Here is a 22413-nt window from a genome sequence, read left to right on the forward strand (position 1 = left end):
AGCGCGCTATAGCACCTTGCCCGGATTCATCAGCCCGCGCGGATCGAGCGCCTGCTTGATCGCGCGCATGGCGGCGAGTTCGACCGGGCTCTTGTAGCGGGCGTTGTCCTCGCGCTTGAGCTGGCCGATGCCGTGCTCGGCCGAGATCGAGCCGCCGTGCGCGTGCACGCTGTCGTGCACGATGCGGTTGATGCGGGGCTGGTTGGCCAGGAAGGTCTCGTGATCCTGGCCGGCCGGCGGCGACACGTTGTAGTGCAGGTTGCCGTCGCCCAGGTGGCCGAAGGTCACCATGCGGATGCCGGGGTAGGCGGCCGCCAGCGCGCGGTCGGTCAAGTCGATGAAGTCGGCGATGCGCGAGATCGGCACGGCGATGTCGTGCTTGATGTTCTTGCCTTCGTCGGCCTGGGCGAGCGGGATGTGCTCGCGCAGATCCCACAGCGCGCGCGACTGGGCGACGGATTCCGCGACGGCGGCGTCCAGGATCACCTCGCGCGCCAGCGCGTCTTCCATCAGGGTTTCGAACACGCCGCGCGCGTGCGCTTCGCTTTCCAGGTCTGACAGTTCGAGCAGGACGTACTGTGGATACGCCTGGCTGAACGGCACGCGTAACTGCGGGTAGTGCTTGCGCACCAGCGCCAGGCAGAACGCCGACATCAGCTCGAACCCCGTCAGCAGCGTGCCTGCATGGCCTTGCGCCAGCGACAGGAATGCCAGCGCTTGCCGCGGTGACGCCAATGCAGCCAGGGCCGTCACCTGTGCGCGTGGTTGCGGAAACAGTTTCAGCGTCGCGCCGGTGATGATGCCCAGCGTGCCTTCCGCACCGATCAGCAGGTCGCGCAGATCGTAGCCGGTGTTGTCCTTGCGCAGGCCGCGCAGGCCGTTCCACAGCGCGCCGTCGGGCAGCACGGCCTCCACGCCCAGGCACAGCTCGCGCGCGTTGCCGTAGCGCAGCACGGCCGTGCCGCCGGCATTGGTCGCCAGGTTGCCGCCGATGGTGCAACTGCCTTCCGCGGCCAGGCTCAGCGGAAACAGGCGGTCGGCCGCCGCCGCCGCATCCTGCACGCTCGCCAGGATGCAGCCGGCATCCACGGTGATGGTGTTGTTGATCGGATCGACCGCGCGTACGCGCTGCAGGCGCTGCAGCGAGATCACCACGGCCGTGCCCGCGGCGTCGGGCGTGGCGCCGCCGCACAGCCCGGTGTTGCCGCCCTGCGGGACGATCGGCACGCCATGGCCGGCGCACAGGCGCACCAGCGCGGCGACCTGCTCGGGATCGGCCGGGCGCAGCACGGCGCGTGCCCGGCCGGTGAAGCGCTTGCGCCAGTCGGTCAGATAGGGTGCCTGGTCTTCCGGCGCAGTCAGGACGTGCGTGCCGCCGATGGCGTCGGTGCAGGCCTGCAGGAAGGCATCGTGGGTCATGGCGGGCGCGAGGGTCAGGCGTCGTGCCGGGCGCGCGCCTTGGCCGCGCGCTTGAACGGACGCAGGTAGAAGATGGTGGCGAAGAAGAACACCAGGCTGAGCACGACTTCGGCCCATGCCAGCACGCGCGAGGCGCCCGGGTCGGACGTCGCGCGCACGATGCCTTCCGTGAAGAACAGCAGGATGAACATGGACGCCCACTGCATCGTGTAGCGATTGCGGCGCAGCACCCCCGGCAGTGGCCAGGTCAGCAGCAGCGCCTTCAACGCCAGCCACGAGCCGCCCGGGCGCAACGGCGCGAGCCACAGCTCCCAGGCCATGCACAGCGCGATCAGCGCGATCAGGCTGCCCGCGCTCAAGCCGTGCAGGATGCGCGAATGCGGGACGGGGGCGGCGGGCGTCATGCGGCGAGCCTGAGCGCGGTCTGCGCCAGCCGCCGGCCCATCGCCACGGCCAGCGTGCGTTCGATGGCGGTGAGCGGCGCGGTGTCGCCGCGATGCGCTACGTGCGTCGGCCCGTACGGCGTGCCGCCGGCGTCGGTCGACATCAACTCGCTGTGCTGGTACGGCAGGCCGAGCATCACCATGCCATGGTGCAACAGCGGCATCATCATCGACAGCAGCGTGGTCTCCTGGCCGCCGTGCATGCTGCCGGTGGAGGTGAACACGCAGGCAGGCTTGCCGGCCAGCGCCCCGGAGAGCCACTGCGGCGTGGTGCCGTCCAGGAAGTACTTGAGCGGCGCGGCCATGTTGCCGAAGCGCGTGGGCGAGCCGAGCGCCAGGCCGATGCAGTCTTCCAGGTCGCGCACCTCCGCGTAGGGCGGGCCGTTGCCCGGCACTTCGGGCTGCGTGGCTTCACACACGGTCGAGATGGCCGGCACCGTGCGCACGCGCGCCTGTGCGCCGTCCACGCTTTCGATGCCTTGCGCGATGGCTTCGGCCAGTGCGCGCGTGCTGCCGTGGCGGCTGTAGTACAGGACGAGGATGTCTTTCATGGCGATGCGCAAAGAGGGTCGCGGTATTATAGTTGCGGCCCCGAACGCGCTTCATCCGCTCCCAGTCTGATTCTTCATGCAGTTCGATACCCGTGTGCTCCGCCAATGGAATGTCCCCAAGCTGCGTGCGCTGCAGCGCTATGCACTGCGACGCGCGGGCGAGGACAGCCTGCCGCAGGTGGCGGGCAGCCTGACCTTCACCACGGTGCTGTCGCTGGTGCCGATCCTGACGGTGGCGTTCGCGCTGTTCACCGCGTTCCCGATGTTCCAGAGCTTTCGGGCGGCCATCGAGGGCTACCTGTTCAGCAACCTCGTGCCGGGCAACATCAGCCGGCCGATCCTGACGTATCTCAACCAGTTCTCGCACAACGCCAAGGGGCTGACGGCCGCCGGCCTGGTCGGCCTGGTCGTCACGTCGGTGATGACCATGCTCACGGTCGAGAACGCCCTCAACGCCATCTGGCGCGTGCGCCAGCGCCGGCCGCTGGCGCAGCGCGTGCTGGTGTTCTGGGCGTTGGTCAGCTTCGGGCCGGTGCTGATCGGCGCGAGCCTGTCGGTCAGCTCGTACCTGGTGTCGGTCTCGGCGGGCTACGTCGCCAAGCTGCCGTATGGGCTGGGCGTGGTGGTGGGGCTGGTGCCGATCCTGCTGTCGGCCATCGCGTTCGCCATGCTGTATGTGTTCGTGCCGAACACCCTCGTTGCGTGGCGCGATGCGTTTCTGGCGGGGCTGGTTGCCGCCGTGGCCTTCGAAATCGCCAAGCGCGGCTTCGGCTATTACGTGGCGCGCTTTCCCACCTACACGGCGGTCTACGGGACCTTTGCCGCGCTGCCGATCTTCCTGCTGTGGATCTACGTCAGCTGGCTGGTGACGCTGCTGGGCGCGACCATCGCCGCCACCTTGCCGATCATCCGCCAGGGCTATTGGCAGCGCCGCACCTTCCCGGGCAGTGAGTTTTTCGATGCGCTCGGCATCCTGCTGCTGCTGCACCGCGCGCGCGACCACGCGCCACGCACGCTCGGCGAACTGGACATCGGCCGGCGCCTGCAGCTGGAGGCGGATTACGTGGCCGACCTGCTGATCCAGCTGAAGACGCTGCATCTGGTCGGCAAGCTGCAGCAGGATCGCGGGCAGGCGCATTGGGCGCTGCTGTGCGACGCGCATACCACCACGCTGCGCCCGCTTTACGAGAAGCTGGTGCTGAGCCTGCCGCGGCTGTCGCGCACGGCGTTCGCGCATCAGCTGGGCGATACGCGCATGCTCGAGGCCCAGCTCCACAACCCGGCGCTGGATTGCACGCTGGAAGCCGTGTTCGCGTCCGGCGAGTCCGGCGTGAAGGCCGCTGCCGAAGCCGCGGCCGCGCCGGCCGCCGCAACGCTGGCGGCGTCCGCCCGCGCCTGAGCCGCGTCCGGAAGCCGGTCAGAACGGAATCTTGCCGATCCAGATGTCGCGGTACATCACCCAGTCGCCCATGAGGCTGTAGATCGGGTGGCGGAAGGTGGCGGGGCGGTTCTTCTCGAAGGCGAAGTGACCGACCCAGGCAAAGGCGTAGCCGCTGACGGCCGCGGCCAGCAGCCACCACAGACTGCCCGTGAACACCAGCTGGATCAGGCACACCAGCGCGAGCGTCGATCCCGCGAAATGCAGGCGCCGGCAGGTGCGGTTGCGGTGCTCGCCGAGGTAGTACGGATAGAACTCGGCGAAGCTGCCGAAGCGGTGCGCGTCGGTGGTGGCCATGGTCGCCTCCTGTGCGGGACGCCGGTTACGCGGCGACGGCGGCGCGCTCGCGCGCAAAGGCGATCAGCGCATCGAGCGTGCCGTCCGGACATTCTCCCATGATGGCGTGGCCGCAGGGGAGGGCCACCACGCGGCTGCCCGCCAGCCCGGCGGCGACCTGCCTGCCGGCGCGCGCGGGCGTCATCTGGTCTTTGTCTCCGACGATCACGAGTGCGGGGCACTGCACTGTCGCCATGGCCTGCGCGCCGCGCGCATAGGCGTTGCAGGCCGAGAAATCCGTATGGAACACCGGCGCCTGCGAGCCGCGCGCGACGCGCTCCATCAGGCGCTGGCTGCCGCCGTGCATCCAGAAGCCGGGGCCCGGCGCGGACGGTTTGTTGGCCAGGCTGGAGTGCGACCAGGCGTTGACCATCTCGATGGCGGCCGGCGTGTCGTTCAGTGCCGCCTCGAGCAGGGCCTCCGACACCTTCATCGGCCAGGCGGTGGCCACCAGCGCGATGCGTCCGACGCGGTCGGCGTATCGCGACGCGCACTCCAGCGCAATCAGCGAGCCCATGCTGTGCCCGACCACCATCGCCGGCCGGGCGACGCCGGCGGCCTGCGCCAGCGCCATCACCCAGTCGGCCATGGCCTCGACGGTCGTCAGCGGGGCGCCGGCGCTGCGGCCGTGCGCGGGCAGGTCGACCGCCAGCACGCTGAAGCCGTGGTGGGCGAACCAGCGGGTTTGCAGGCCCCACACCGAATGGTCGTTCTGCGCGCCGTGCACGAAGATCACGCATGGCAGCGCCGGATCGAACGGCTTGCCGCCGGTGTAGGCATAGGCGCGCCGGCCTTGTACGGTCCATTCCATCAGCGGGCTCCGGTCGGGGCGGGGGCGGTCTTGCCGGACGCGGCCGACATGGCACGCTCGGCGGCCTTCAGACCGCGCTTGAGATCGTCGATCAGGTCGTCGGCGTCTTCCAGGCCGATCGACAGGCGGATCGTGCCTTCGCCGATACCGGCGGCGGCCAGCGCGGCCGCATCCATGCGGAAATGCGTGGTCGAGGCCGGGTGGATCACCAGCGAGCGCGCGTCGCCCACATTGGCCAGGTGCGAGAACAGGCCGAGCGATTCGATGAATTGCTGGCCGGCGCGCCGGTCGCCGCGCAGATCGAAGCTGAACACCGCGCCGCAGCCGCGCGGCAGCAGGCGTTTGGCGAGTGCGTGGTCGGGGTGCGTTTCCAGTTCGGGATAGGCCACCGACGCCACCATGGGGTGGCCCGCCAGGAAGGCGACCACGCGGCGCGTGTTCTCGACGTGCCGCGCCATGCGCAGCGGCAGCGTCTCGATGCCTTGCAGCAATTGCCATGCCGCCATCGGGTTCATGCACGCGCCGAAGTCGCGCAGGCCCTCGCGGCGGGCGCGCAGCAGGAAGGGCGCCACGGTGCTTTCCTCGGCAAACACCATGTCGTGAAAGCCCGCGTACGGCTCGGTCAGCTCGGGATGCCGGCCGGCCGCCACGTAGTCGAAGGTGCCGGCGTCGACCAGCACGCCGCCGATGGTGGTGCCGTGCCCGCCCAGGAACTTGGTGGCCGAGTGGTAGAGCAGGTCGGCGCCGTGCGCGAACGGCTGCAGCAGCCACGGCGTGGTAAAGGTCGAATCGACCAGCAGCGGCACGCCGGCATCGTGCGCGATCGACGCGACGGTCGGGATGTCGAGCACATCCAGCCCCGGATTGCCCAGCGTCTCGCCGAACAGCAGGCGCGTCTCGGGGCGGATGGCCGCGCGCCAGCCGTCGATGTCGCCCGGCTTGACGAAGGTGGTCTCGATGCCGAAGCGGCGCAGCGTGTAGTGCAGCAGATTGTGCGAGCCGCCGTACAGCGCCGACGACGCCACGATATGCGAGCCCGCGCCCATCAGCGTGACGATGGCCAAGTGCAGCGCGGCCTGGCCCGACGCCGTGGCGATCGCGCCGACGCCGTTCTCCAGCGCCGCCATGCGCTCTTCGAACACCGCCACGGTGGGGTTGGAGATGCGCGAGTAGACGTGGCCCGCGCGCTCCATGTTGAACAGCGAGGCGGCGTGCTCGCTGTCGCGGAAGACGAAGGAGGTGGTGAGGTGGATCGGCGTCGCGCGGGCGCCGGTGGCCGGGTCGGGCGCGGCACCGGCATGCAGCGCCAGCGTGTCGAAGCGGGCTTTGGACATGGGAAACAAGCACCAAATGAGGTCGGGACGGGGCATGCTAGCACCGCACCCCGTTGCGGTGCATCCCGGGCAAACGCCGAGCGGGCGCGGTTTTTGACGGGCTTTTTCTGCCGCATTTTGGGGGCATGCGCTTGTCGAAGCCCACCGGTTTGGGCTAGGATCGAAACACAACCATAATCACTACCCGCGCGCGGTCGCCGCCCCGGCGGACCGGCACCCCGACCTGGGAGACGCAACATGAAAGTCAGCGACATCCTTCACGTGAAGGGCAACACGCTCTACACCGTGGCCCCGGAAACCAAGCTCCAGGTGGCGGTGCAGACCATGGCGGAATACGACATCGGCTCGCTGGTGGTGATGGAATACGGCGAGCTGGTCGGCATGCTGACCTTCCGCGAGATCATCCTGGTGCTCGCCCGGAACAACGGCAAGGTCGATGACGGCACCACCATCCGCAAGGTGATGGACGACCATCCGCTCACCTGCACCCCCGAGACCGAGGTCAACGAAGTGCGCCGCATGATGCTGGAGCGGCATGCCCGCTATCTGCCGGTGCTCGACAACCGCACGCTGATGGGCGTGATCTCGTTTTACGACGTCGCCAAGGCCGTCTTCGAGGAACAGAACTTCGAGAACAAGATGCTCAAGGCGTACATCCGCGACTGGCCGAAGGAAGAGGCCAGCGAAGACTGACCGGCCTGACCGGCTGCACGCCGCCGGCCGTGCCGGGAGCGCCGGTATGCCGAATCCCCGAAACCCGCCCGCACCGCGAGCGGGTTTTTTGTTGAATCCCGATTTGTCCGCCAGATGAGCCAATCGAGCCAGTTTTCCCTGCTGAAGCAGCGCCGCTTCGCCCCGTTTTTCTGGACCCAGTTTCTGGGCGCCATGAATGACAACGTGTTCAAGGTCGCCTTCTCATCGCTGGTCACCTATCACGCCGCGCTGTTCGGCAACGCGGACCCGGCCTCGGCGGCGTTCCTGATCTCGGCGATCTTCATCGCGCCGTTCGTGCTGCTGTCGGCCACCAGCGGGCAGATCGCCGACCGCATGGACAAGGCCCGGCTGATCCGCCTGGTGAAGACGCTGGAGATCGCCATCATGGCGATCGGCTGCGCGGGCTTTGCGCTGCGCCGGGTCGAGCTGCTGTACCTGTGCACCTTCCTGATGGGCGTGCACTCGACGCTGTTCGGGCCGGTCAAATACGCCTACCTGCCGCAGCACCTGCAACCGTCCGAACTGGTGGGCGGCAACGGGCTGGTGGAGATGGGCACCTTCGTCGCCATCCTGCTCGGCACCATCGGCGGCGGCGAGCTGGCCAACCTGACGCGCAACGGCGAGCTGGTCGGCCCGGCGCTGACCGGCATCGCTTGCCTGGCGATCGCCGTCGGCGGCTGGCTGACGGCGCGCGGTGTGCCCGTGTCGCCGGCCTCGCAGCCGGATCTGCGCATCAACTGGAACCCCGTCTCCGAGACCTGGCGCAACCTGAAGCTGGCCAGCAACCAGCGCGCGGTGTTCCTGAGCCTGCTCGGCATCTCGTGGCTGTGGTTCGTCGGCGCGACCTTCCTGACCTCGTTCTTCGCCTTTGCGCGCAACGTGCTCGGCGGCGACCAGAACGTGGTGACGCTGCTGCTGGCGGTGTTCTCGATCGGCATCGGCCTGGGCTCGGTGCTGTGCGAAAAGCTCTCGGGCCGCATGGTGGAGGTCGGCCTGGTGCCGTTCGGCTCGATCGGCATGACGGTGTTCGCGGTGGACCTGTACTTCGCTTCGCATGCCGAGGCGCTGGTCGCACACGATGCGCTGACGGGCGTGGCGGGCTTCCTGCAGAACCATCGCCACTGGCGCGTGCTGGCCGATCTGTTTCTGCTGGCGATGTTCGGCGGCTTCTACAGCGTGCCGCTGTACGCGCTGATCCAGAGCCGCTGCGAGCCGACGCACCGGGCGCGCATCATCGCCGCCAACAACATCCTCAACGCGCTGTTCATGATCGCTTCGGCGGTGCTGGCGATGGTGCTCACGCGCGCCGGCTTCACCATCCCGCAGCTGTTCCTGGTGACGGGCATCCTCAACGCCGTGGTGGCGATCTACATCTACGCGCTGCTGCCGGAATTCCTGATCCGCTTCGTGATGTGGCTGCTGATCCATACCGTCTACCGCGTCAAGGTGGAGGGCGACGAGCGGATTCCCGACGAGGGCCCGTGCCTGCTGGTCTGCAACCATGTCAGCTTTGTCGACGCGGTGGTGGTGGGGGCCTTCGTGCGCCGGCCGGTGCGCTTCGTGATGGACCACCGCATCTTCCGCGTGCCGCTGCTGTCCTGGTTCTTCCGCACGATCAAGGCGATCCCCATCGCGCCGGCGCACGAAGACGAGGCGCTGCTCAAGCGCGCCTACGACGCCATCGCCGCCGCGCTGGCCGAGGGCGAGGTGGTCTGCATCTTCCCCGAGGGCAAGATCACGGCCACCGGCGAGATGAATCCGTTCAAGGACGGCGTGCGCCGCATCGTCGAGCGCACCCCGGTGCCGGTGGTGCCGATGGCGCTGCGCGGCCTGTGGGGCAGCTTCTTCTCGCGCAAGGATGGCGCGGCGATGACGCGCCCGTTCCGCCGCGGCTTCCTCAACCGGCTGGAGCTGTGCATCGGCACGCCGGTGGCACCGCAGGCGGTGTCGCCGGAAGGGCTGCAGGCCGCTGTGCTGGCCCTGCGCGGCGAGCGGCGCTAGCCGCGGCGCAATTGGATACACTGCCGGCTGGCAACGCGGCGGGTCAAGCGGCCCGCCACCTGAAACCCTGATTCCCAACCCCGTTCGTCATACGCCTATGAAACGCCTTTCCCTGCTGCTGTGCGCCACATCGCTCGCCCTCGCCGCATACAACGTTCAGGCGGCATCCGCCGTGTCGGCCGCGCCGGCCGAGTCGCTGCCGTCGGGCGTGACCATCCAGCATGTGGCCAAGGGTAGCGGGCCGTCGCCCAAGGCGACCGATACGGTCAAGGTGCACTATCGCGGCACGCTGGCCGACGGCACCGAGTTCGACAGTTCCTACAAGCGCGGCCAGCCGATCGCCTTCCCGCTGAATCGCGTGATCCCGTGCTGGACCGAGGGCGTGCAGAAGATGCAGGTGGGGGGCAAGGCCAAGCTGACGTGTCCGCCGGCGACCGCCTACGGTGCGCGCGGTGTGCCCGGCACGATCCCGCCCAACGCCACGCTGAACTTCGAGGTCGAGCTGCTCGGCATCGGCGGCTGATCCGTCAGCCTTACAATAGCGGTTTCCCGATGTTTCGCGCCACGCACCGCCGTGGCGCCTTTCCGAGCACGATCATGTCTGGCAATACCCTGGGCCTGCTGTTTTCCGTCACCACCTTCGGCGAGTCGCACGGCCCGGCCATCGGTGCCGTCATCGACGGCTGCCCGCCGGGCATGGCGCTGTCGGCCGAGGACATCCAGCCCGATCTCGACCGCCGCAAGCCCGGCACTTCGCGCCACGTCACGCAGCGCAAGGAAGAAGACCTTGTCGAGATCCTGTCCGGCGTGTTCGAGGGCAAGACCACCGGCACGCCCATCTGCCTGCTGATCCGCAACACCGACCAGCGCAGCAAGGACTACGGCAACATCGTCGAGACCTTCCGCCCGGGCCATGCCGACTACACCTACTGGCACAAGTACGGCATCCGCGACCCGCGCGGCGGCGGCCGTTCGTCGGCCAGGCTGACGGCGCCCGTGGTGGCGGCCGGCGCCGTCGCCAAGAAATGGCTGCGCGAGAAGTTCGGCGTCGAGATCCACGGCTACATGTCGCAGCTGGGCGAGATCCGGATTCCGTTCCTCGACTGGAACGAGGTGCCGAACAACCCGTTCTTCGCGCCCAACGCCGAGATCCTCCCCGAGCTCGAAACCTACATGGACGCGCTGCGCCGCGACGGCGACTCCGTCGGCGCGCGCATCGAGGTGGTGGCAACCGGCATGCCGGTCGGCTGGGGCGAGCCGCTGTTCGACCGCCTGGACGCCGACATCGCCCATGCCATGATGGGCCTGAATGCAGTGAAGGGCGTGGAGATCGGCGCCGGCTTCCATGCCGTGTCGCAGCGCGGCTCCGAGCACGGCGACGAACTGACGCCGGCCGGCTTCGTCGGCAACAACGCGGGCGGCATCCTGGGCGGCATTTCCACCGGGCAGGACATCTCGGTATCGCTGGCGATCAAGCCGACCTCCAGCATCCGCACGCCGCGCCGCTCGATCGACAAGGCGGGCGAGCCGACCGCGGTCGAGACGTTCGGCCGCCACGATCCGTGTGTCGGTATCCGCGCCACGCCGATCGCCGAGGCGCTGCTGGCGCTGGTGCTGACCGACCATGCGCTGCGCCATCGCGCCCAATGCGGCGACGTGGCGGTGGCGACCCCGGCCATCGCCGCCAAGGCGCCGTAAGGCGATCCGCGCAGGCAACAAAAAAGACGGCGCGAAGCCGTCTTTTTTGTTGGGCGCCAGGCACTTACATGCCGACGTAGTTCGGGCCGCCGCCGCCTTCCGGCGTGACCCACACAATGTTCTGCGTCGGGTCCTTGATGTCGCAGGTCTTGCAGTGCACGCAGTTCTGCGCGTTGATCTGCAGGCGCTCGGTGCCGTCGTCGTTCTTGACGAATTCGTACACGCCGGCCGGGCAGTAGCGCTGTTCCGGCCCGGCGAACTGCGTCAGGTTGATGCGCGTGGGGACGGTCGGGTCCTTCAGCGTCAGGTGGGCCGGCTGGTTTTCTTCATGGTTGGTGTTCGAGATGAACACCGATGACAACCGGTCGAAGGTCAGCTTGCCGTCCGGCTTCGGATACGCGATCTTGGGGCATTCGCCGGCCGGCTTGAGCGAGACGTTGTCGGGCGCCGTGCTGTGCAGCGTCCAGGGCGGGGTCTTGATGCCAACCTTGGGCAGCAGCCACTGCTCGATGCCGGTCATGACATTGCCGACCATGCGGCCATGCTTCTTGAACCAGAGCTTGAAGTTGCGCGTCTGGTCGAGCTCCTCCTTCAGCCAGCTCTGCTCGAACGCCGCCGGATAGGCCGACAGCTCGTCGCCGGCGCGGCCCGCCGTCACCGCCTCGAACACCGCCTCGCCGCACAGCATGCCGCTCTTGAGGGCCGCGTGGCTGCCCTTGATGCGCGCCGCGTTCAGGTAGCCGGCGTCGCAGCCGACCAGCGCGCCGCCCGGGAACACCGTCCTGGGCAGTGCCTGCGGCGTGCCGTTGTTGATCGCGCGGGCGCCATAGCCGATGCGCTTGCCGCCCTCGATGTGCGCGCGGATGGCCGGATGCGTCTTCCAGCGCTGCATTTCTTCGAACGGGCTCATCCACGGGTTCTTGTAGTCGAGGCCGATCACGAAGCCGAGCGTGACCTTGTTGTCTTCCAGGTGGTACAGGAAGCCGCCGCCGAACGTATCGGCATCCATCGGCCAGCCGGCGGTGTGCACCACCAGGCCGGGCTTGGCCTTGGCCGGGTCGATCTCCCACAGCTCCTTGATGCCGATGGCGAAGCTCTGCGGGTCCTTGCCGGCATCGAGCTTGTACTTGTCCAGCAACTGCCGGCCCAGATGGCCGCGCGCGCCTTCGGCGAAGATGGTGTACTTGCCCAGCAGCTCCATGCCGAGCTGGAAGTGGTCGGTCGGCTCGCCGTCCTTGCCGACCCCCATGTTGCCGGTGGCCACGCCGCGCACGGCGCCGCGGTCGTCGTAGAGCACCTCCGCGGCGGCAAAGCCGGGGAAGATCTCCACGCCCAGGCCCTCGGCCTGCGTCGCCAGCCATTTGACGACGTTGGACAGCGAGATGACGTAGCAGCCTTCGTTGTGCAGGTTGCGCGGCACCAGCCAGTCGGGGGTGCGCGTGGCGCCGGTCTCGCTCAGGAACAGCACATCGTCGCCGGTGACGGGCTGGTTGAGCGGAGCGCCTTGTGCCTTCCAGTCGGGCAGCAGCTCGTCGATCGCGCGCGGGTCCATCACGGCGCCCGAGAGAATGTGCGCGCCGGGCTCGGAGCCTTTCTCGAGCACGACCACGGAAACGTCCTTGCCGGTCTCGGCCGCGCGCTGCTTGATGCGGATCGCGGTCGCCAGGCCAGCCGGCCCGCCGCCGACGATCACGACGTCGTACTCCATGGATTCGCGGGGACCGTACTGTTCGAGGAGCTGCTGCTGGTTCATGATGCCTCTTCGCTTGTAGGGCGTTTGCTTATTGGTATAGCGGATCGCTGCATTAGAATTTCCGGCATTGTCGGGGACGCGCCCGGATGCGGCAAGCGAAACTTTTGAACGGTCGTTCGATTTTCGCCAAGCTGCGCCCGCTTCACCTGCCGGCGCCGGGCGCGAACGGTCCGGCGCGTCACTACAACTCACAGGGACCACGCATCATGGGTTTGTCGATCAATCTGGAAGGCAAGGTCGCGCTGATCACCGGCGCGTCCAGCGGCCTGGGGGCGCGTTTCGCGCATGTGCTGGCGGCAGCGGGCGCCAAGGTGGTGCTGGCTTCCCGCCGGGTCGAGCGGCTCAAGGAACTGCGCGCCGATATCGAATCGAAGGGCGGCAGCGCCCACGTGGTGCGGCTGGACGTGACCGATCCCGACAGCATCCGCGCGGCCATCGCCCACGCCGAGACCGAGGCGGGCACCATCGACATCCTGGTCAACAATTCGGGGGTCTCGACCACGCAGCGCATGGTCGACGTGACGCCGGACGATTTCGATTTCGTCTTCGACACCAACACGCGCGGCGCCTTCTTTGTCGCGCAGGAAACCGCCAAGCGCATGATCGCGCGGGCCAGGGGGGCGGAGAAGAACGGCTCGCCGCTGCCGCAGTCGCGCATCATCAACATCGCCTCGGTGGCGGGGCTGAAGGTGCTGTCGCAGATCGGCATCTACTGCATGAGCAAGGCCGCCGTGGTGCACATGACCCGCGCCATGGCGTTGGAATGGGGCCGCCACGGCATCAACACCAACGCCATCTGCCCCGGCTACATCGACACCGAGATCAACCATCACCACTGGGAAACCGAGGCCGGCCAGAAGCTGGTGCAGATGCTGCCGCGCAAGCGCGTCGGCAAGCCGCAGGACCTCGACGGCCTGATCCTGCTGCTGGCTTCCGACCAGTCGGATTTCATCAACGGCGCCATCATCAACGCCGACGACGGCATGGTCTGACGCGGCCCCCGCCGCCTCAGTGCCCCATCAGCCGCTGCACCAGTTCCAGCGAGGTGCTGGCGGCGTACTTCTTCATCAGCCGCGCGCGATAGATCTCCACCGTGCGCGGGCTGATGTCCAACTGCTTGCCGATCTGCTTGCTGGTCTTGCCCTCCACCAGCTGCGCGGCGATGTCGCGCTCGCGCGGCGTCAGGGCCGCCGTCACCGGCCGGTGCGCGGACAGATCCTCGAACGTCCAGATGCCTTCGCCCAGCGGCCGGGTGCGGTCCAGCGCGCGGCCGGTGACATGGCACCAGAACAGCTCGCCGTTGGCGCGCTTCATGATGCGCTCGTCGGAATAGCTGCCGCGCGCGTTCATGATCGGCACGATGCGCGCGCCGGTGCGCTCGTATTCGTCGTGGGTGGGATAGAGCAGCTCGAACGACTGCCCGATCATCGCCGTGCGCGGATGGCCGAAGATGCGCGCGGCCTCTTCGTTGACGTCGACCATGACACGTTCGCGCGACATCACCATGCCGACCGGAGCAAGCTGGAACGCGGTCTGGTAGTCGAGAGCGGGCATATGTAGTCCTACGTATTGCTGCGTCGCGCAGCGCTTGCGTATTCTCGGCGGATTGTACCGTTACAATTTTCCGGCACCGCGCCGCGCAAGCCCGTCTGTGCGCCCGGTCAAAACCCCGCCGGATTCGTTGGATCACCAAGGAAGGAGCACGCATGAACAAAATCTACGCCAGCGCCGCCGAGGCGCTCGCGGGTATCGTCAAGGACGGCCAGACCATCGCCGTGGGCGGCTTCGGCCTGTGCGGCATCCCGGAGGCGCTGATCGGCGCGCTGCGCGATTCCGGTGCCAAGGGGCTCACCTGCATTTCCAACAACGCCGGCGTCGACGGCTTCGGCCTGGGGCGGCTGCTGGAAACCCGCCAGATCAAGAAGATGATCTCGTCCTACGTGGGCGAGAACAAGGAGTTCGAGCGCCAGTACCTGTCCGGCGAGCTCGAGCTGGAATTCACCCCGCAGGGCACGCTGGCCGAGAAGCTGCGCGCCGGCGGCGCCGGCATCCCGGCATTCTTCACCCGCACCGGCGTCGGCACCGTGGTGGCCGACGGCAAGGAGGTGCGCGAATTCGACGGCGAGCAGTACGTCATGGAGCGCTCCCTGATCGCCGACGTGGCCCTGGTCAAGGCGTGGAAGGCCGACAAGTCCGGCAACCTGAAGTACCACCGCACCGCGCGCAACTTCAACCCGATGTGTGCCATGGCCGGCCGCATCACCATCGTTGAAGTCGAAGAGATCGTCGAGACCGGCACGTTCGACCCGGACGAGGTCCACACCCCGGGCGTGTTCGTGCAGCGCATCGTGCTGAACGCCCATCCGGAAAAACGCATCGAGCAGCGCACCGTGCGCGCCAAATAACCAGGACGATCAGGAGACCGAACATGGCATGGACGCGTGATGAAATGGCTGCGCGCGCAGCCAGGGAGCTGCAGGACGGCTTCTATGTGAACCTGGGCATCGGCCTGCCGACGCTGGTCGCCAACCACGTGCCGGACGGCATGGAGGTGTGGCTGCAGTCGGAGAACGGCCTGCTCGGCATCGGCCCGTTCCCGACCGACGACGAGGTCGATCCCGACATGATCAACGCCGGCAAGCAGACCGTGACGACGCTGCCGGGCTCGTCGATCTTCTCCTCGGCGGATTCGTTCGCCATGATCCGCGGCGGGCATATCAACCTGGCCATCCTGGGCGCGATGCAGATCAGCGAGACGGGCGACCTGGCCAACTGGATGATCCCGGGCAAGATGGTCAAGGGCATGGGCGGCGCGATGGACCTGGTCGCGGGCGTCAAGCGCGTGATCGTGCTGATGGAGCACACCGCCAAGAAGAAGGACGGCTCCGAAGACCTGAAGATCCTGCCCAAGTGCACGCTGCCGCTGACGGGCGTGGGCGTGGTCGACCGCATCATCACCGACCTGGGCGTGATCGACGTGACCGAGCATGGCCTGAAGCTGGTGGAGGCCGCACCGGGTGTCTCGCGCGAGGACATCCAGTCGAAGACGGGCGTCAACCTGCTGTAAACCGGAGAACGTCATGCTGCAAGGAAAAACCGCCCTGGTGACCGGCTCCACCAGCGGCATCGGCCTGGGCATTGCCTGCGCGCTCGCGGCGCAGGGCGCCAACATCGTCATGAACGGCTTCGGCGACGTGGACGGGCCCAAGGCCCGGATCGCCGGGGCCGGCAAGGATGCCGTCCGCGTCGGCTACCACGGCGCCGACATGAGCAAGCCCGCCGAGATCGAGGCGATGTTCGCCTACGCCGATGCCGAATTCGGCGGCGTGGACATTCTCGTCAACAACGCCGGCATCCAGTACGTGGCCAACGTGGAAGACTTCCCGGCCGAGCGCTGGGACGCCATCCTCGCCATCAACCTGTCGTCGGCGTTCCACACCACGCGGCTCGCGGTGCCGGGCATGAAGCGCAAGAACTGGGGCCGCATCGTCAATATCGCCTCCGCGCACGGGCTGGTGGCGTCGGCGCAGAAGTCGGCCTACGTGGCGGCCAAGCACGGCATCGTCGGCCTGACCAAGGCGGTGGCACTGGAGACCGCGCAGACCGGCGTTACCGTCAACGCGATCTGCCCGGGCTGGGTGCTGACGCCGCTGGTGCAGAAGCAGATCGACGCGCGTGCCGAGAAAGAGGGCATTCCCGTCCTGCAGGCCAAGAAGGAACTGCTGATGGAGAAGCAGCCCTCCGGCGAATTCGTCTCGCCCGAGCAGCTCGGCGCGCTGGCGGTGTTCCTGTGCAGCGAGGCCGCCGAGCAGGTGCGCGGCGTGGCGTGGAGCATGGACGGCGGCTGGGTCGCGCAGTAAGACGCCTCGTCATCGGCGAACAGGCCTCGCGGTTGCGAGGCCTTTTTGTTGCCGGTGCGCGGCCCGGTGCGCGGGCGCATCGCGCCGGGCACGGCGTACAATCGGGCTTCGGTTTTTTTCCTCTGTCATCAAGCGCAGGAGTCGTTCATGCCCGTTTCGCCGCGTCTCGCGTCCGTGCAGTGCCTGAGCCAATCCGGCCTGCACCGGATGGCCTACCACGAATGGGGCGACCCGCAGAACCCGCGCGTGCTGGTCTGCGTGCACGGCCTGACGCGCACCGGCCGCGACTTCGACGTGCTGGCCCAGGCGCTGTGCAACGACTACCGCGTGGTCTGCCCCGACGTGGTCGGGCGCGGTCGCTCCGACTGGCTGGCCGATCCGCGGGGCTACGTGATTCCGCAATACGTGGCCGACATGGTGACGCTGCTGGCGCGGCTCAACGTGGAATCGGTGGACTGGTTCGGCACCTCGATGGGCGGCCTGATCGGCATGAGCCTGGCCGGCCTGCCGAAGTCGCCGATCCGCAAGCTGCTGATCAACGATGTCGGCCCGCGCGTGACGCAGACCTCGCTGTCGCGCATCGGCGCGTACGTGGGGCTGGACGTCCGCTTCAAGACCTTCGACGAGGGGCTGGCGTACCTGAAGACGATCAGCGCATCGTTCGGCCCGCACACGCCCGAGCAGTGGCGCGCGCTGAACACCGCCATCCTCAAGCCGCAGGGCGGCGAATGGATCCTGCACTATGATCCGCGCCTGGCCGAACCGTTCAAGAGCGCCACGCCGGAACTGATCGAAGCCGGCGAGAGCCAGCTCTGGACGCTGTTCGAGGCGAATCCCGGCGAGGTGCTGGTGGTGCGCGGCGCGCAGTCCGACCTGCTCACGCGCGAGACCCTAGAGGCCATGCGGCAGCGCGGCCAGCATGTACGCACGGTCGAGATTCCCGACGTGGGCCACGCGCCGACCTTCGTGCAGCCCGACCAGGTCGCGATCGCGCGCCAATTCTTTCTCGGTCAATGACGACCCGATGGATTCCCCCGATTTTCAAGATGAGCACTGAACTGAAGCGTTACAACGTCGAACATCGCTACTCCGACGCGGCGGTCTACAACGGCGTGGTCTATGTCGCCGGCCAGGTGCCGGAAACCACCCTGGACGGCGACATCGCCGCGCAGACCGCCGAGGTGCTTGCCACCATCGACCGCGTGCTGGCCGCCAACGGCAGCGACAAGACGCGCATCCTGATGTGCCAGATCTTCCTGAAGGACATCGCCGAGATCGGTGCGATGAACGCGGTCTGGGACCAGTGGGTCGCGCCGGGCAACGCGCCGCCGCGCGCCACCGTGGAGGCCGCGCTGGCCAATCCGAAGTACCGCATCGAGATCGTCGTGACGGCGGCGCGCAAGGGCTGATCCGCATCCGTTTGCAAGACGCACTATGAACAGCAAGACCGACCGTCCGGCAGAGGGCGCCGGCGCGACGGCCGACAGGGCGGCGCGCGAGGCGGCCGTCGCGCGCGCGCTCGAATGCCTGGCCGACCATGCCGGCGACCACCAGACGCTGACCGGCGAGCCGCTGGTGTCGCACGCGCGCGGCACGGTGGCGATCCTCGAGGGGCTGCGCGTCGACGCGCCGTCGTTGCAGGCGGCGGCGCTGTTCCTGCTGCCGATCCTGGCCACCGACAACGAGAAGGCGATCGAGCCGGCGTTCGGCGGCGAGGTGGCCCGGCTGGTGCACGACGTGCGGCAGCTGCTGCGCATCGGCGCGATCGCCGGCATGGCCAGCCCGGCCGAGGCGGGCGTCACCCGCAAGAACGAAGCCGAGGCGCGCCGCGCCCAGGTCGAGGCGCTGCGCAAGATGCTGCTGGCCTTCGCGCAGGACATCCGCGTGGTGCTGATCCGCCTGGCGTCGCGGCTGCAGTCGCTGCGCTGGCTGGCCCAGAACAAGCTGCCCGCCCCTGAGGGCATGGCGCGCGAGACGCTCGACATCTACGCGCCGCTCGCCAACCGGCTCGGCATCTGGCAGCTGAAGTGGGAACTCGAAGACCTGGGCTTCCGCTTCGAAGACCCCGATACCTACAAGCGCATCGCGCGCCTGCTGGACGAAAAGCGCATCGAGCGCGAGCAGTTCATCGGCGAGGCGATCGCCAGGCTGCAGCAGACACTGCGCGACGCGGGCATCCACGCCGAGGTCAGCGGCCGCCCCAAGCACATCTACAGCATCTGGCGGAAGATGCGCGGTAAGGACCTCGACTTCGCCGATCTGTACGATGTGCGCGCCTTCCGCGTCATCGTCGACGACATCAAGGACTGCTACACCGTGCTCGGTTTCGTGCACCACATGTGGCAGCCGATCCCGAAGGAGTTCGACGACTACATCTCGCGTCCCAAGACCAATGGCTACAAGTCGCTGCACACGGTGGTGATCGGTGACGACGGCCGCGCGCTGGAGGTGCAGATCCGCACGCGCGAAATGCACCACTTCGCCGAATACGGCGTGGCCGCGCACTGGCGCTACAAGGAGGCCGGCAGCAAGGGCTACGCCGGCCAGTTCTCCGCCAGCGAGCGCTACGACGAGAAGATCGCCTGGCTGCGCCAGCTGCTGGCCTGGAAGGACGATGCCGAGCACACCGTCGCCCAGGAAGACTCGCCGTGGGAGCAGCTCAAGCATACCGAGCTCGATGACCACATCTACGTGCTGACGCCGCAGGCGCGCGTGATCGCGCTGCCGCAGGGCGCCACGCCGGTCGATTTCGCGTACTACCTGCACAGCGATCTCGGCCACCGGTGCCGCGGCGCGCGCGTCGACGGCACGATGGTGCCGCTGAACACGCCGCTCAAGAACGGGCAGACGGTCGAGATCGTCACCGTCAAGCAGGGTGGGCCGTCGCGCGACTGGCTCAACCCCGAACTGCACTATCTGGCGAGCAATCGGGCCCGTGCCAAGGTGCGCGCGTGGTTCAACGCGCTGGAATTGGAAGAAACGCTCGCCCAGGGCCGCATCCTGATCGACAAGACCTTGCAGCGCGAAGGCAAGACCGCCGTCAACCTGGAGGAGCTCGCCGCCAAGCTGGGCTTCAAGACGCCGGACGAGCTGTACGCCATGGTGGCCAAGGATGAGTTCAGCTTGCGCCACGTCGAGGCGGTGCTGCGCACGGATGGCGCGCCGCCCGCGCCGGCCGACGACGAGGCGTCGATCACCAAGAAGAGCCGCGCCACCAGCGTGGCCCGCGGCGCCAAGAGCGGCGTGCTGGTGGTGGGGGTCGATTCGCTGCTCACGCAGATGTCGCGCTGCTGCAAGCCTGCGCCGCCGGACCTGATTGTCGGTTTCGTGACCCGTGGGCGCGGCGTGTCGATCCACCGGCAGAATTGCGCGACGTTCCAGCAACTGGCGGCGCGCGCGCCGGGTCGCGTGATCCAGACCGAGTGGGGCAACCGCGGCGAGGCGGTCTATCCGGTCGATATCCACGTCGAGGCGCTGGACCGCCAGGGGCTGCTGCGCGACATCTCGGAAATCCTCTCGCGCGAGAAGATCAACGTGACCGGCGTGCGCACGCTGTCGAGCAAGGGCGTCGCCAAGATGCAGTTCACGGCCGAGGTATCAGAAGCGACACAATTGCAACGGGCGCTGATATTAATCGAGGAAGTTACTGGGGTATTGTCAGCGCGGCGAAAGTGATGGTATAGTTTCGTCTTTCGGCAGGCTCGTAGCTCAGCTGGTTAGAGCACCACCTTGACATGGTGGGGGTCGTTGGTTCGAGTCCAATCGAGCCTACCAACGCATTTAGCAGGACGCGTCGGGTAGGGTGTCCAAGCCGTCACCTTCGGGTTGCGTCCCGTACAACTGCAGCATATAAGGCGAAACATGATCCAGGCACCGCGAACTACCACCGCTTCGGAGCGACAGTAGTCAAGGTGCGGTTTCGCCCTTTGCGGTCTGCCCAAGCGGCAGTTCAGCGCAAATGAAAACGCGGCCTTGGCCGCGTTTTTTTTCGTCCGCGTTTTGTGTTGCGCGTGGCGATCCGGCTGAAATCGCTTCGAAGCATCCGGCCCGACAGAATGCCGCACCTGCCTGGTGCGGCGCACGACAGAATGATAACCGCCGCGCATACGCACCCGCGCGACGGAGCCTCCACAGGAGCAAGCATGATCGCGATTACGTTGCCGGACGGTTCCCGGCGCGAGTTTCCCGGCCCGGTGACGGTGGCCGAAGTGGCGCAGAGCATCGGCGCGGGCTTGGCCAAGGCCGCGCTGGCCGGCCGCATTGACGGGCAACTGGTCGACACGAGCTTCAGGATCGAGCAGAACGTCGACCTGGCCATCGTCACGGACAAGGATACGGACGGCCTCGACGTGATCCGCCACTCGACGGCGCACTTGCTGGCCTATGCCGTCAAGGAGCTGTACCCGGAGGCCCAGGTCACGATCGGCCCGGTCATCGAAAACGGGTTCTACTACGACTTCGCCTACAAGCGTCCCTTTACGCCTGAAGACCTCGTCGCCATCGAGAAACGGATGGCCGAACTGGCCAAAAAGGACGAAAAGGTCACGCGCGAAGTCTGGAGCCGCGACGACGCCGTCAAGCTGTTCGAGGGCATGGGCGAGAAGTACAAGGCGGAGATCATCGCCTCGATTCCGGAAGATCAGGAAATCGGCCTGTACCGCGAAGGCAATTTCGTCGACCTGTGCCGTGGCCCGCACGTGCCGTCCACGGGCAAGCTCAAGGTCTTCAAGCTGATGAAGGTGGCCGGCGCCTACTGGCGCGGCGACTCCAACAACGAGATGCTTCAGCGCATCTACGGCACGGCCTGGGCCAAGAAGGAAGACCAGGAGGCCTACCTGCACATGCTGGAAGAGGCCGAGAAGCGCGACCACCGCAAGCTCGGCAAGCTGCTTGACCTGTTCCACCTGCAGGAAGAAGCGCCCGGCATGGTGTTCTGGCACCCGAAGGGCTGGCAGATCTGGCAGGCCGTCGAGCAATACATGCGCGGCCGCCTGGCCGGCGCCGGCTACAGCGAAGTCCGCACGCCGCAAGTGATGGATCGCGGCCTGTGGGAGCGCTCCGGCCACTGGGAGAACTACAAAGAGAACATGTTCGTGACGGAATCGGAAAAGCGCGAATACGCGATCAAGCCGATGAACTGTCCCGGCCATGTGCAGATTTTCAACCACGGCCTGCGCTCGTATCGCGACCTGCCGCTGCGCCTGGCCGAGTTCGGCGCGTGCCATCGCAATGAGCCGTCCGGCGCGCTGCATGGCCTGATGCGCGTGCGCGGGTTTGTGCAGGATGATGCGCACATCTTCTGCACGGAAGGCCAGATCATGGCCGAGGCCAAGGACTTCAACGACCTGGCCTTCAGCATCTACGAGGACTTCGGCTTCGAGAACGTCGCCGTCAAGCTGGCGCTGCGTCCGGACAAGCGGGCCGGCACGGACGAAATCTGGGATCACGCTGAGGAAGGCCTGCGCACGGCGCTGCGCGCCTGCGGCGTCGAATGGGAAGAGTTGCCGGGCGAGGGCGCTTTCTACGGCCCGAAGGTCGAGTACCACATCAAGGACGCCATCGGCCGTTCGTGGCAGTGCGGCACGCTGCAGCTCGACCTGGTGCTGCCCGAGCGACTGGGTGCCGAGTATGTCGCGGAAGACAACAGCCGCAAGCGCCCGGTCATGCTCCACCGCGCCATCCTGGGCTCGTTCGAGCGCTTCCTGGGCATTTTGCTGGAAAACCATGCCGGCGCGCTGCCGCTGTGGCTGGCGCCGGAGCAGGTGGTGATCATGAGCATCGCCGATGCCCACGCCGAATATGCGGAATCCGTTGCGCAATCCCTGCAAAAACAAGGGTTTAGGGCGTCCGCCGATTTGCGGAACGAGAAAATTACGTATAAAATCCGCGAGCACTCCTTGCAGAAGGTCCCCTACCTCGTTGTGGTGGGCGACAAGGAGCGCGACGGAAATCAGGTGGCCGTGCGTGCCCGTGGCAACGTCGATCTCGGTTCGATGCCGGTATCCACGTTCGTTGAGCGACTGCAGAACGATTTCGCCAACAAGTCATGAGCTGG

General features: G+C 67.3%; 21 protein-coding genes and 1 tRNA gene. 14 read left to right on the forward strand and 8 right to left on the reverse strand.

What is annotated here, in order from left to right; translation table 11 throughout:
* Positions 1 to 6: 6 nt before the first annotated feature.
* From GO999_RS07545 to wrbA, 3 genes are read right to left on the reverse strand one after another with little or no spacing between them, the layout of a single operon-like run.
* Positions 7 to 1419 (reverse strand): FAD-binding oxidoreductase, encoded by a 1413-nt coding sequence (locus GO999_RS07545; RefSeq protein WP_064047736.1) that lies wholly within the window; start codon positions 1417 to 1419, stop codon positions 7 to 9.
* A 14-nt stretch (positions 1420 to 1433) separates the two neighbouring features.
* Positions 1434 to 1823 (reverse strand): DUF2069 domain-containing protein, encoded by a 390-nt coding sequence (locus GO999_RS07550; protein WP_211906713.1) that lies wholly within the window; start codon positions 1821 to 1823, stop codon positions 1434 to 1436.
* Complete coding sequence (wrbA, locus tag GO999_RS07555) at positions 1820 to 2413, reverse strand: NAD(P)H:quinone oxidoreductase (protein ID WP_019718692.1); 594 nt, start codon at positions 2411 to 2413, stop codon at positions 1820 to 1822. The genes GO999_RS07550 and wrbA overlap by 4 nt, the downstream gene beginning before the upstream one ends.
* A gap of 76 nt (positions 2414 to 2489) precedes the next feature.
* Here wrbA and GO999_RS07560 point away from each other — a divergent pair, with 76 nt between their 5' ends.
* Positions 2490 to 3812 (forward strand): YihY family inner membrane protein, encoded by a 1323-nt coding sequence (locus GO999_RS07560; RefSeq protein ID WP_211906714.1) that lies wholly within the window; start codon positions 2490 to 2492, stop codon positions 3810 to 3812.
* 18 nt (positions 3813 to 3830) lie between these two features.
* On the opposite strand, the gene GO999_RS07565 is transcribed toward GO999_RS07560, so the two are convergent.
* From GO999_RS07565 to GO999_RS07575, 3 genes are read right to left on the reverse strand one after another with little or no spacing between them, the layout of a single operon-like run.
* Positions 3831 to 4148, reverse strand: a complete 318-nt coding sequence (locus tag GO999_RS07565) for an Mpo1-like protein (RefSeq protein ID WP_011001505.1) — start codon at positions 4146 to 4148, stop codon at positions 3831 to 3833.
* A 25-nt stretch (positions 4149 to 4173) separates the two neighbouring features.
* Complete coding sequence (locus GO999_RS07570) at positions 4174 to 4998, reverse strand: alpha/beta fold hydrolase (protein ID WP_211906715.1); 825 nt, start codon at positions 4996 to 4998, stop codon at positions 4174 to 4176.
* Positions 4998 to 6332: an O-acetylhomoserine aminocarboxypropyltransferase gene (locus GO999_RS07575; protein ID WP_211906716.1), complete on the reverse strand. Its 1335-nt coding sequence runs from the start codon at positions 6330 to 6332 to the stop codon at positions 4998 to 5000. Before GO999_RS07575 ends, GO999_RS07570 begins: the two co-directional genes overlap by 1 nt.
* 237 nt (positions 6333 to 6569) lie before the next feature.
* Between GO999_RS07575 and GO999_RS07580 the strand changes: the two genes are divergently transcribed.
* The 4 genes from GO999_RS07580 to aroC all read left to right on the forward strand — a co-directional run bounded on the left by GO999_RS07580 (position 6570) and on the right by aroC (position 10745).
* On the forward strand, positions 6570 to 7025 hold the full coding sequence (locus tag GO999_RS07580) for a CBS domain-containing protein (protein WP_003264280.1): 456 nt from the start codon (positions 6570 to 6572) through the stop codon (positions 7023 to 7025).
* A gap of 114 nt (positions 7026 to 7139) precedes the next feature.
* Positions 7140 to 9047, forward strand: a complete 1908-nt coding sequence (locus tag GO999_RS07585) for an MFS transporter (protein ID WP_197360814.1) — start codon at positions 7140 to 7142, stop codon at positions 9045 to 9047.
* A 97-nt stretch (positions 9048 to 9144) separates the two neighbouring features.
* Positions 9145 to 9570, forward strand: a complete 426-nt coding sequence (locus GO999_RS07590; RefSeq protein WP_019718695.1) for an FKBP-type peptidyl-prolyl cis-trans isomerase — start codon at positions 9145 to 9147, stop codon at positions 9568 to 9570.
* A 74-nt stretch (positions 9571 to 9644) separates the two neighbouring features.
* Positions 9645 to 10745: a chorismate synthase gene (gene aroC / locus GO999_RS07595; RefSeq protein ID WP_011001510.1), complete on the forward strand. Its 1101-nt coding sequence runs from the start codon at positions 9645 to 9647 to the stop codon at positions 10743 to 10745.
* Between the two features lie 64 nt (positions 10746 to 10809).
* Here the strand turns inward: aroC and GO999_RS07600 are convergent, their stop codons facing one another.
* Complete coding sequence (locus tag GO999_RS07600; RefSeq protein ID WP_016721756.1) at positions 10810 to 12498, reverse strand: electron transfer flavoprotein-ubiquinone oxidoreductase; 1689 nt, start codon at positions 12496 to 12498, stop codon at positions 10810 to 10812.
* A 206-nt stretch (positions 12499 to 12704) separates the two neighbouring features.
* Here GO999_RS07600 and GO999_RS07605 point away from each other — a divergent pair, with 206 nt between their 5' ends.
* Entirely contained in the window at positions 12705 to 13490 is a 786-nt protein-coding gene (locus GO999_RS07605; protein ID WP_016721757.1) for an SDR family oxidoreductase, read from the forward strand.
* Positions 13491 to 13506: 16 nt separating this feature from the next.
* Here the strand turns inward: GO999_RS07605 and GO999_RS07610 are convergent, their stop codons facing one another.
* Positions 13507 to 14052, reverse strand: coding sequence for a LuxR C-terminal-related transcriptional regulator (locus GO999_RS07610; RefSeq protein ID WP_011001513.1), 546 nt, complete (start codon positions 14050 to 14052; stop codon positions 13507 to 13509).
* Positions 14053 to 14204: 152 nt separating this feature from the next.
* Here GO999_RS07610 and GO999_RS07615 point away from each other — a divergent pair, with 152 nt between their 5' ends.
* The 8 genes from GO999_RS07615 (at position 14205) to thrS (ending at position 22408) form a co-directional block, all read left to right on the forward strand.
* The gene (locus tag GO999_RS07615) at positions 14205 to 14903 is read left to right on the forward strand and encodes a CoA transferase subunit A (protein ID WP_011001514.1); all 699 of its coding nucleotides are present in this window, start codon (positions 14205 to 14207) and stop codon (positions 14901 to 14903) included.
* A gap of 23 nt (positions 14904 to 14926) precedes the next feature.
* The gene (locus tag GO999_RS07620; RefSeq protein WP_011001515.1) at positions 14927 to 15565 is read left to right on the forward strand and encodes a CoA transferase subunit B; all 639 of its coding nucleotides are present in this window, start codon (positions 14927 to 14929) and stop codon (positions 15563 to 15565) included.
* Between the two features lie 13 nt (positions 15566 to 15578).
* Positions 15579 to 16358, forward strand: a complete 780-nt coding sequence (locus tag GO999_RS07625; RefSeq protein WP_028853086.1) for a 3-hydroxybutyrate dehydrogenase — start codon at positions 15579 to 15581, stop codon at positions 16356 to 16358.
* Between the two features lie 147 nt (positions 16359 to 16505).
* Entirely contained in the window at positions 16506 to 17375 is an 870-nt protein-coding gene (gene phaZc / locus GO999_RS07630; RefSeq protein WP_020425249.1) for a 3-hydroxybutyrate-oligomer hydrolase PhaZc, read from the forward strand.
* Positions 17376 to 17404: 29 nt separating this feature from the next.
* Positions 17405 to 17767, forward strand: a complete 363-nt coding sequence (locus GO999_RS07635) for a RidA family protein (protein ID WP_016727379.1) — start codon at positions 17405 to 17407, stop codon at positions 17765 to 17767.
* Positions 17768 to 17792: 25 nt separating this feature from the next.
* Positions 17793 to 20033, forward strand: coding sequence for a RelA/SpoT family protein (locus GO999_RS07640; protein WP_011001519.1), 2241 nt, complete (start codon positions 17793 to 17795; stop codon positions 20031 to 20033).
* A 22-nt stretch (positions 20034 to 20055) separates the two neighbouring features.
* Positions 20056 to 20132, forward strand: a tRNA-Val gene (locus tag GO999_RS07645).
* A 368-nt stretch (positions 20133 to 20500) separates the two neighbouring features.
* Positions 20501 to 22408 carry a threonine--tRNA ligase gene (gene thrS, locus GO999_RS07650; protein WP_011001520.1) on the forward strand — a complete coding sequence of 636 codons (1908 nt, stop codon included), beginning with the start codon at positions 20501 to 20503 and terminating at the stop codon, positions 22406 to 22408.
* Positions 22409 to 22413 lie beyond the last annotated feature (5 nt).

The sequence above is a fragment of the Ralstonia nicotianae genome, from assembly GCF_018243235.1.
Classification (GTDB): Bacteria; Pseudomonadota; Gammaproteobacteria; order Burkholderiales; family Burkholderiaceae; genus Ralstonia; species Ralstonia nicotianae.

Excerpts from the sequence above, each read along its gene's own strand:
- GO999_RS07640 (WP_011001519.1), top strand. The coding sequence starts at position 17,793 with ATGAACAGCAAGACCGACCGTCCGGCAGAGGGCGCCGGCGCGACGGCC.
- GO999_RS07600 (WP_016721756.1), bottom strand. The coding sequence starts at position 12,498 with ATGAACCAGCAGCAGCTCCTCGAACAGTACGGTCCCCGCGAATCCATG.
- GO999_RS07545 (WP_064047736.1), bottom strand. The coding sequence starts at position 1,419 with ATGACCCACGATGCCTTCCTGCAGGCCTGCACCGACGCCATCGGCGGC.
- GO999_RS07610 (WP_011001513.1), bottom strand. The coding sequence starts at position 14,052 with ATGCCCGCTCTCGACTACCAGACCGCGTTCCAGCTTGCTCCGGTCGGC.
- GO999_RS07585 (WP_197360814.1), top strand. The coding sequence starts at position 7,140 with ATGAGCCAATCGAGCCAGTTTTCCCTGCTGAAGCAGCGCCGCTTCGCC.
- GO999_RS07625 (WP_028853086.1), top strand. The coding sequence starts at position 15,579 with ATGCTGCAAGGAAAAACCGCCCTGGTGACCGGCTCCACCAGCGGCATC.
- GO999_RS07550 (WP_211906713.1), bottom strand. The coding sequence starts at position 1,823 with ATGACGCCCGCCGCCCCCGTCCCGCATTCGCGCATCCTGCACGGCTTG.
- GO999_RS07575 (WP_211906716.1), bottom strand. The coding sequence starts at position 6,332 with ATGTCCAAAGCCCGCTTCGACACGCTGGCGCTGCATGCCGGTGCCGCG.
- GO999_RS07635 (WP_016727379.1), top strand. The coding sequence starts at position 17,405 with ATGAGCACTGAACTGAAGCGTTACAACGTCGAACATCGCTACTCCGAC.
- aroC (WP_011001510.1), top strand. The coding sequence starts at position 9,645 with ATGTCTGGCAATACCCTGGGCCTGCTGTTTTCCGTCACCACCTTCGGC.
- GO999_RS07565 (WP_011001505.1), bottom strand. The coding sequence starts at position 4,148 with ATGGCCACCACCGACGCGCACCGCTTCGGCAGCTTCGCCGAGTTCTAT.
- GO999_RS07570 (WP_211906715.1), bottom strand. The coding sequence starts at position 4,998 with ATGGAATGGACCGTACAAGGCCGGCGCGCCTATGCCTACACCGGCGGC.
- wrbA (WP_019718692.1), bottom strand. The coding sequence starts at position 2,413 with ATGAAAGACATCCTCGTCCTGTACTACAGCCGCCACGGCAGCACGCGC.
- thrS (WP_011001520.1), top strand. The coding sequence starts at position 20,501 with ATGATCGCGATTACGTTGCCGGACGGTTCCCGGCGCGAGTTTCCCGGC.
- GO999_RS07590 (WP_019718695.1), top strand. The coding sequence starts at position 9,145 with ATGAAACGCCTTTCCCTGCTGCTGTGCGCCACATCGCTCGCCCTCGCC.
- phaZc (WP_020425249.1), top strand. The coding sequence starts at position 16,506 with ATGCCCGTTTCGCCGCGTCTCGCGTCCGTGCAGTGCCTGAGCCAATCC.
- GO999_RS07580 (WP_003264280.1), top strand. The coding sequence starts at position 6,570 with ATGAAAGTCAGCGACATCCTTCACGTGAAGGGCAACACGCTCTACACC.
- GO999_RS07615 (WP_011001514.1), top strand. The coding sequence starts at position 14,205 with ATGAACAAAATCTACGCCAGCGCCGCCGAGGCGCTCGCGGGTATCGTC.
- GO999_RS07560 (WP_211906714.1), top strand. The coding sequence starts at position 2,490 with ATGCAGTTCGATACCCGTGTGCTCCGCCAATGGAATGTCCCCAAGCTG.
- GO999_RS07605 (WP_016721757.1), top strand. The coding sequence starts at position 12,705 with ATGGGTTTGTCGATCAATCTGGAAGGCAAGGTCGCGCTGATCACCGGC.
- GO999_RS07620 (WP_011001515.1), top strand. The coding sequence starts at position 14,927 with ATGGCATGGACGCGTGATGAAATGGCTGCGCGCGCAGCCAGGGAGCTG.